Origin of the sequence: Mesorhizobium sp. L2C066B000 (genome assembly GCF_000502335.1) — a bacterium.
Classification (GTDB): domain Bacteria; phylum Pseudomonadota; class Alphaproteobacteria; order Rhizobiales; family Rhizobiaceae; genus Mesorhizobium.
The window spans coordinates 302,612-309,844 of the sequence record NZ_AYWZ01000011.1 but is presented as its reverse complement, the minus strand read 5'-3'; the positions used below and the strand labels follow the sequence as shown (position 1 = coordinate 309,844).

The 7,233-nt window shown below is 63.5% G+C and carries 7 protein-coding genes; 2 read left to right on the top strand and 5 right to left on the bottom strand.

Going from position 1 to position 7,233, the window contains the following annotated elements; genetic code table 11:
* Positions 1–539: hypothetical protein (locus tag X733_RS0135315; protein ID WP_031193718.1), on the top strand; the 539-nt coding region annotated here is incomplete at its 5' end.
* Positions 540–855: 316 nt separating this feature from the next.
* On the opposite strand, the gene X733_RS144130 is transcribed toward X733_RS0135315, so the two are convergent.
* From X733_RS144130 to X733_RS144145, 4 genes are read right to left on the bottom strand one after another with little or no spacing between them, the layout of a single operon-like run.
* Positions 856–1,554 carry an ABC-type transport auxiliary lipoprotein family protein gene (locus X733_RS144130; protein WP_023819462.1) on the bottom strand — a complete coding sequence of 233 codons (699 nt, stop codon included), beginning with the start codon at positions 1,552–1,554 and terminating at the stop codon, positions 856–858.
* Positions 1,535–2,908 (bottom strand): MlaD family protein, encoded by a 1,374-nt coding sequence (locus X733_RS144135; protein WP_023819461.1) that lies wholly within the window; start codon positions 2,906–2,908, stop codon positions 1,535–1,537. Before X733_RS144135 ends, X733_RS144130 begins: the two co-directional genes overlap by 20 nt.
* Before the next feature lie 14 nt (positions 2,909–2,922).
* A complete protein-coding gene (locus X733_RS144140) occupies positions 2,923–3,738 on the bottom strand; it encodes an ABC transporter ATP-binding protein (RefSeq protein WP_196813757.1) in 816 nt (271 codons plus the stop codon).
* A gap of 4 nt (positions 3,739–3,742) precedes the next feature.
* The gene (locus X733_RS144145; protein ID WP_023819460.1) at positions 3,743–4,930 is read right to left on the bottom strand and encodes an ABC transporter permease; all 1,188 of its coding nucleotides are present in this window, start codon (positions 4,928–4,930) and stop codon (positions 3,743–3,745) included.
* Between the two features lie 77 nt (positions 4,931–5,007).
* On the opposite strand from X733_RS144145, the gene dgcA reads away from it, so the two are divergent.
* Positions 5,008–5,991 (top strand): N-acetyl-D-Glu racemase DgcA, encoded by a 984-nt coding sequence (dgcA, locus tag X733_RS144150; protein ID WP_023819459.1) that lies wholly within the window; start codon positions 5,008–5,010, stop codon positions 5,989–5,991.
* On the opposite strand, the gene X733_RS144155 is transcribed toward dgcA, so the two are convergent.
* Entirely contained in the window at positions 5,962–7,176 is a 1,215-nt protein-coding gene (locus X733_RS144155) for an MFS transporter (RefSeq protein ID WP_023715970.1), read from the bottom strand. The genes dgcA and X733_RS144155 overlap by 30 nt on opposite strands.
* Positions 7,177–7,233: the final 57 nt, after the last annotated feature.

Sequence of the window (7,233 nt, the reverse complement as noted above, 5' to 3'; positions counted from 1 at the left end):
TCGGCGGCCTGCGTGGCACGCTCGATATCGAACGCCCTGCCGAAGCACCGCGCCAGCGCGACGCCAACGCCCGCACGCCGCAAGGCGGCTGGGTGCGCGATCTCCTGACCGGGGCATCGCGCGAGGAGGAAGTCGCCAGGCCGGCAGCGCCCGCGGAAGCACCGCGCGCAACTCCCGCCCAGCGCTCGCCGCTGCATGTCATGGAGTCGCTCAACTCGCTCTCGGTCGATATTGCCCGGGCGATCGACCACGACGCCTCGATCGAGCTGTGGAACCGCTACCGGCGCGGCGAGCGTGACGTGTTCACGCGCCGCCTCTACACACTCAAGGGCCAGCAGACCTTTGACGAAATCCGCCGCAAATATCAGGCCGAGGCGGAGTTCCGCGCCGCCGTCGACCGCTACTGCGACGATTTCGAGAAGCTGCTCAAGGACGTCTCGCGCAACGACCGCGACAACATCATGGCGCAGACCTACCTGACGTCGGACACCGGCAAGGTCTACACCATGCTGGCCCATGCGAGCGGCCGTTTGCACTGATTGAGGCGACACCACAGACACAGAAAAGGCGGGAAGTTCCCGCCTTTTCTTTGTGCAAAATCGTCGGTCTGCGCTGCCCCTCATCCGCCTGCCGGCACCTTCTCCCGTATAGCGACGGGGTGAAGGGAGATGGCATCAGCCTCGCCGCCCATACTGCGACGGTGACAATTGGCGAAATCATTGGCGATGGCGTTCTTTCTCCCGTCACTATACGGGGAGAAATGCCCGGCAGCGCAATGAGGGTCAGCGCGGACCTGCGATATTCGGTCGAGTGCTGGCTTAACGCGACGAACGATCGTTCGAAGCCTCGACCGGCTCAGATAACCGAATCCGTCCAGCTCACGATATCCTTCGCCGCCTCGCCGAAGGCGCTGTCGAGCGCGCTGACATAGGCCGGATTGCCGCTGCCCGAGACGGGAGCGGATGCGGTGAAGCTCTTCGAGGCGCGCACCTCGCCGTTGCGGTCGTTCAGGATGCGCACGAAGAGATTGACCTCGGCATGCTCGCCACCATTGACGCGGACTTCGAAGGAGCGGATCTCGACGATCACCTGGTAGTCGATCGCCAGCCCCTCGCCCGGCTTGCCGACGCCGGCAAAGCTTCCGGAGCGCTGGAAGGTTTCGGCGAGCCTCGCCTGCACGATCAGCGGCAGCCGGTCGGCCCATTGCGCGCCCTTGAGATACTGGATCGAGCGATCTGACGGCTTGATGACGATGTTCTGGCTGTCCAGCGCCTTGAGCGCGGATGGCTGGGCGATCAGGATCTGGCGGCGGCTGTGGCCATGGGCATCGATCGACGGGGCGGACAGCTCGAACGTATCGAGTGGCGCCGGCTTGCCTCCCAATGCCGCGCAACCAGCCAGCGTCAGGCCAAGCAAAACGACTGCCGATCTATACCCACCCAACCCGAACGTCACGCGTGATCCCCACTGTCCCCGGATCGTATGATGAATCCGCATCCGCGGTCCATGTAATTGCTGCGGGCGGGCACGGAAGTCAACGCCGTGCCCTGCCATCGAACTGCCGGACCTCGCCGTCGCCGCCCGACAGGATGCGCTGCGGGTTGCGGCTGAGATCGGTCACCGCCTCTTCGATGCGGCTGATCGAACGCCGGCTGTCCTGGACCAGCGCCTCGACATTCGACAGGCCCTGGCCGGAGAAGCGCGCAATATTGTCGGTGATCGTGCCAAGCCGGGCGTTCAGCGTGTCGGCGACCTGCTTGAACGACTTCAGCGTGTCCCTGGCATCGGCCATGACGCCGTCGGCCTGGCCCGAACCGAGCAGCGTATCGACCCTTTTCAGGATGCCGTCGACGCGCACCGAGGCATCGTTGAGGCGCGACGCAAGCTGTTTGGCGTCCTTGATCGTCTCGTCGATGTCGTCGGCCCGGTCGGCGAACTTGTCGGTCACCTTGGCGATGTCGGCGGCGGCCTTGTTGGCATTTTCGCTGGCCTTCTGAATGTTGGCGAGCGCCACGCGCACTTGTGCCGGATCGATGCCGTCGAGCACATTGTCGACCTTGGCCAGCGTGCCTTGCGTGCGCGTGGCGAAATCGTTGACCGAGCCGACCGCGGTATCGACGTTCTTGATCACGCCGTCGAGCTGTCCGCTGGTCTCCTTCAGATTGGCGGTGACGGCGTCCACATTGGCGACGATGCTCTTGATCTTGTCCTTGTCGACGGCATTGAGCAGGCTTTCGGCAGCCTTCAGCGTGCCGTCGAGCTTGCCGGAAACACCCTTCAGCTCATCCGACAGCGCGCTGACGGCGGTCAGGAACTTGTCGATGCCGTCGGCATTCCTGGCCAGCGCATCGGAAAATGTCTGGGCGTTCTTGACGGTCTGGGTCAGCGGCCCGCGCACATCCCTGGTGAAACCTTCTAGGTCGGAAAGCACCTTGTCGGCGCGGGTGAAGATGTTCTGCGCCGTCTGCAGCAGGTTGGTGACCGCTGACGGATTGGCGATGATCTCGGCCGTCCTGCCTTCCTTTGCCGCCTCTTCCAGCAGGTTCGGTTCCTTGGGATCGGCGCCCTTCAATTCGATGTTGACCTGGCCGGCAAGGCTGGCGATGCCGATATCGGCCTGCGTCGATTTGGTGAGCGGCGTTGTCTGGTCGATCTCGGTCGTAGCAATGGCGGCATTGGGGTCATTGCGGTCGAAATAGACGCGCTTGACCACCCCGACCTTGACGCCGTTGAACAGCACCAGACTGCCGGGGCCGAGGCCGGAGGCCGAACCCTGAATGCGCACGCGCAGCTCCGCCGTCTCGCCGCGATCACCGATCTGGGCGGTCCAATAGACGAACCCGAACGCCGCCAGGATCGCAGCCAGGGTGAAAATGCCGACAATTACGTAGTTGGCTCTGGTTTCCATTGCCCCACTTATGTCTATGCGCGCGCGGCAAGATCAAGTTGCCGAGCGCGTTTTCCGCGGAAATAGGATTTGACCCACGGTTCTTCGCTTTTCAGCATGTCGTCGATCGTGCCTTCGACCAGGATTTTCTTGTTGCCGAGCACCGCCACGCGGTCGCAAGCGGTAAACAGCGTGTCGAGATCGTGCGTCACCATATAGACCGTCAGATCCATCGTATCGCGCAACTTCACCACCAATTCGTCGAATTCGGACGCGCTGATCGGGTCGAGGCCGGACGTCGGCTCGTCGAGGAAGACGATGTCGGGGTCGAGCGCCAGCGCCCGCGCCAGGGCGGCGCGCTTGATCATGCCGCCCGAAAGCTCCGAGGGAAATTTTTGCGCGGCGTCCGGCGGCAGGCCGACCAGTTCGATCTTGAGCAAGGCCAGCTCGTCCATCAGTTTCTTCGGCAGATCGAGATATTCGCGCATCGGCACCTGCACGTTTTCCTGCACGGTCAACGCCGAAAACAGGGCGCCGTGCTGGAAAAGCACGCCAAGCCGCATATCGATGCGCAACCGCTCGATGTCGCTGGCCTTTTCGAGGTCGAGACCAAACAGCTTGATCGTGCCGGACTGCTTGTGCAGCAGGCCGAGAATCGTGCGCAGCAGCACCGATTTGCCGGCGCCCGAGGCGCCGACGAAACCGAGGATTTCGCCGCGCTTGATGTCGAGCGCCAGTTTGTCGAGGATCAGCTTGTCGTCCAGGGCAACGGTGATATCGCGCACCGACAGCACGATATCGTCTTCTTCCATTCCCTGCACAGCCTTGGTCGCCTTTGAGTTTCTGCGCATCATGTCAGAACTCGATCGATGCGTAGAAGATGGCAAAAAGGCCATCGAGGATGATGACAACGAAGATCGATTTCACAACCGAGGCGGTGACGTGCAGACCAAGCGATTCGGCGCTGCCGCCGACCTTCATGCCTTCTACGGAAGCAATGGTGCCGATGATCATGGCCATGAACGGCGCCTTGATCAGCCCGGCGAAGATGGTGCTGATATCGATTGCCCCGCGCAGCCGGTCGATGAAGGCCGTCGGCGCAATACCGGAATAAAGCCAGGCGGCTAGGATGCCGCCGCCAAGAGCGGCAAAATTGGCGACGATGGTGAGACAGGGCAGCGCGATCACCAGCGCCACCAGGCGCGGAAACACCAGCACGCCGATCGGGTTGAGGCCGATGACCTTCAGCGCGTCGACCTCCTCGCGCATCTTCATCGAGCCTATCTCGGCAGTGATGGCGCTGCCGGAGCGGCCGGCGATCATGATGGCGGTCATCAGCACGCCAAGTTCGCGCAGGATCAGCACGCCGACCAGATCGACAACGAAAATGTTGGCGCCGAAATAGTTGAGCTGGTAGGCGCCCTGCTGGGCGACGATGGCGCCGACGATCGCCGACATCAGCACCACCACGGGGATGGCGCCGACCCCCATGCGATCGATCTGGTTGAAGATCGCCGCCGGATTGATGGCATGGCCGCGCCCGAGCTTCATCTGGGCGCCGCCGATGGTGGCGCCGAGGATGTTCATCGAGGCGAGGAAATCGTCGCGCATTTCATAGATGCGGCGGCCGACCGCCTCCAGCCCGCGGAGGATGATGTTGGGGCGCCGGACGCCGCGCGATTCGGGCTCGCGCCGGACAGCTTCGCCAACGGCGCCGAGCAGGATCGAGGCGACATCGCTTTGCCCCTGCATCTTGATCTCGACACCCTTCTTTTCGAAGACGCTGACCAGGCGATCGATCAGCCAGGCGCCGGCGGTGTCCATCTTCTCGATGTGGGAAAGATCCAAAGCGAGCGTCTGGAGGCCTTTGCGCTGCTCGATCTTGCGCATCTCGGCGTCGATCAGCGCCACTGTCGTCGTCGTCCAGATGCCGGAGAAAGCGCAGCCGAGGACGCCGCCCTCCTCGCCGACCGCAACGCGGGGCTGGTGGTCGGCCTCCTTGGCGGCGTTGCCGCTTGCGTCGCGTTTGCCGATGGTCAACATGGCGTCCTGTTTAGCCTGACGGGTCGTGCCTGTCGATTTGCCGACGACGCGTTGTCGCATAGCCGGAGCAGAAAATTATGGCGCGTGTCATTTCGGTTGAGGCCGAGCGTTTTCCCATTGCCGGCACCTTCACCATCTCGCGAGGGTCGAAGACCGAAGCCGAAGTCATTACCTGCACGATCAGTGATGGGGACAATCGCGGATGGGGCGAATGCGTCCCCTACAAGCGCTATGGCGAGACTATGGAGGGGGTGCGCGACGCCATCGAGGCCATGCGCCGGCAGATGGAAGGCGGCATCAGCCGCAAGGACCTGCTCGATGCGATGCCGGCGGGTGCTGCCCGCAACGCCATCGATTGCGCCTTGTGGGACCTGGAGGCCAAGATCAGCGGCGTTGCGGTCGCGGACGCCATCCACGCTGTGCCCTTGTCGGCGCTGGAGACGGCCTACACGCTGTCGCTGGGCGAGCCGGAGGCAATGGCGGCGCAAGCCCGCGCCAATGCCGGGCGGCCGCTGCTCAAGGTCAAGATTGGCGGCGACAACGACATGGCCCGCATCCGCGCCGTGACCGAAGCGGCGCCCGACAGCCGCATCATCCTCGACGCCAATGAAGGCTGGACCGATGCCAACATCATCGAGAATCTCGCTTTCGCCGGCGAACATGGGATAGCCCTGATCGAACAGCCGCTTCCCGCCGGCCATGATGCCATCCTGCGCCACATCGCGCATCCGGTGCCGATCTGCGCAGACGAAAGCGTCCACGAGGCGAAGGACCTCGAAGCGCTTGTCGGCCTCTATGACGCCGTCAACATCAAGCTCGACAAATCCGGCGGTCTGACCGCCGCCCTTACCCTCCGCAACCGCGCCCGGGAGCTGGGATTCGGCGTGATGGTCGGCTGCATGGTCGGCACGTCGCTGGCGATGGCGCCGGCTGTGTTGCTTGCACAGGGCGCCGAGTTCGTCGACCTCGACGGCCCGCTGCTGCTTGCCCGCGACCGCCAGCCCGGGCTCATCTACCAGGGGTCGCTGGTGTCACCGCCTGACAGGATGCTGTGGGGCTGAACGCGCGGCGAGCCCGATCAGCGCCAGGCCGATGATGGCGATCGGGATCATCGCCAGGAAGCCGTCGACGCCGTAGCGCTCGTAAAGCGGGCCGGACGCCAGCGTCACCGCCGCCATGAAGAAGCCGTTGAAGAAATAGGCAATGCCTTGCGCCGCACCCGTGCGTTCTTCCGAAACCGTTTCGCCGATCATCTTCTGCAGGCCGATCAACACCATCGCCACCGACACCGAATGCAGGGTCTGGACGCCGAAGAAACCGGCAACGCCAAGCCCGAGTGGCCAGATCAACGGAAAGGCGATCCAGCGCACGATGGAGCCGACGCCGGCGATCAGCATCACCTTGACGACTGAGACGGAGGCAAAAATACGGTTGAAAAACACGAACATGCAGACCTCGGCCACCACGCCCCAGGCCCACAGCAGGCCAACGACGGAATCGCTGATGCCGACCGATTTCCAGTAGATTGAGACAAAGCCGTAGAGGAAGGCATGGCTGGCGGTGATGATGCCGACGCCGAGGGTGAAATACAGGAAATACGGATTGAGAAGGCTCGGCGCCTGATGCTGGATGTCGGCGGCAGATAGCGGCGAAGCGCGGCGCGGGCGGCCAAGCCGCGGCGCCAGCAATCCGGCGACGAGCGCGGCAGACAGCGCCGCAAAGATGATTACCGGCACGGCCTGCGGGCTCGTCCAGGCCAGGATAAAGCCGCCTGCGACGTTGGCGCAGAGATAGGATATCGAGCCCCATTTGCGCATCGCGGTGTAGTTCGAGCCGAAACGGCGCACGCCCGACAGCGCGAGCGAATCGGCGATCGGCGAATGCGGCGTCCACACCACCGTCAGCGCCAGCGATACGGCAAGCACCGCCGCATAGGTGGGAGTGAGGAAATAGCCGGCGGAAAGCACCATCGTCGCGGCCACCAGCGCGATATAGACATCGGCCCTGTCCTTCGCCCGGTCCGCCAGCGCGGTCAGCAGCGGCGTCGTCACCACGCGCAGGAACATCGGCGCCGCCAGGATGATGGCGATCTGCTCGGCGTGGAAACCCTGGGCATGCAGCCACAGCGGGAAATAAGGCACATGCGTTCCCAGCGACACGAACAATGTCGCGAAGATCAGACTCATGCGCAGTTCGAAATGGCGCGGCTTGACGAGTTGTTCGGGCGAGAGCGGCGGCAGCGACATGAATCGATCCAATTACGCTGCACAAAGGGCTGCAACGCAGATCGATCCCTTAACATG

Coding starts and splice junctions, on each gene's coding strand:
- X733_RS144130 (WP_023819462.1), bottom strand. CDS start 1,554: ATGGCAGGGCACGGCGTTGACTTCCGTGCCCGCCCGCAGCAATTACAT.
- X733_RS144135 (WP_023819461.1), bottom strand. CDS start 2,908: ATGGAAACCAGAGCCAACTACGTAATTGTCGGCATTTTCACCCTGGCT.
- X733_RS144140 (WP_196813757.1), bottom strand. CDS start 3,738: ATGCGCAGAAACTCAAAGGCGACCAAGGCTGTGCAGGGAATGGAAGAA.
- X733_RS144145 (WP_023819460.1), bottom strand. CDS start 4,930: ATGTTGACCATCGGCAAACGCGACGCAAGCGGCAACGCCGCCAAGGAG.
- dgcA (WP_023819459.1), top strand. CDS start 5,008: ATGGCGCGTGTCATTTCGGTTGAGGCCGAGCGTTTTCCCATTGCCGGC.
- X733_RS144155 (WP_023715970.1), bottom strand. CDS start 7,176: ATGTCGCTGCCGCCGCTCTCGCCCGAACAACTCGTCAAGCCGCGCCAT.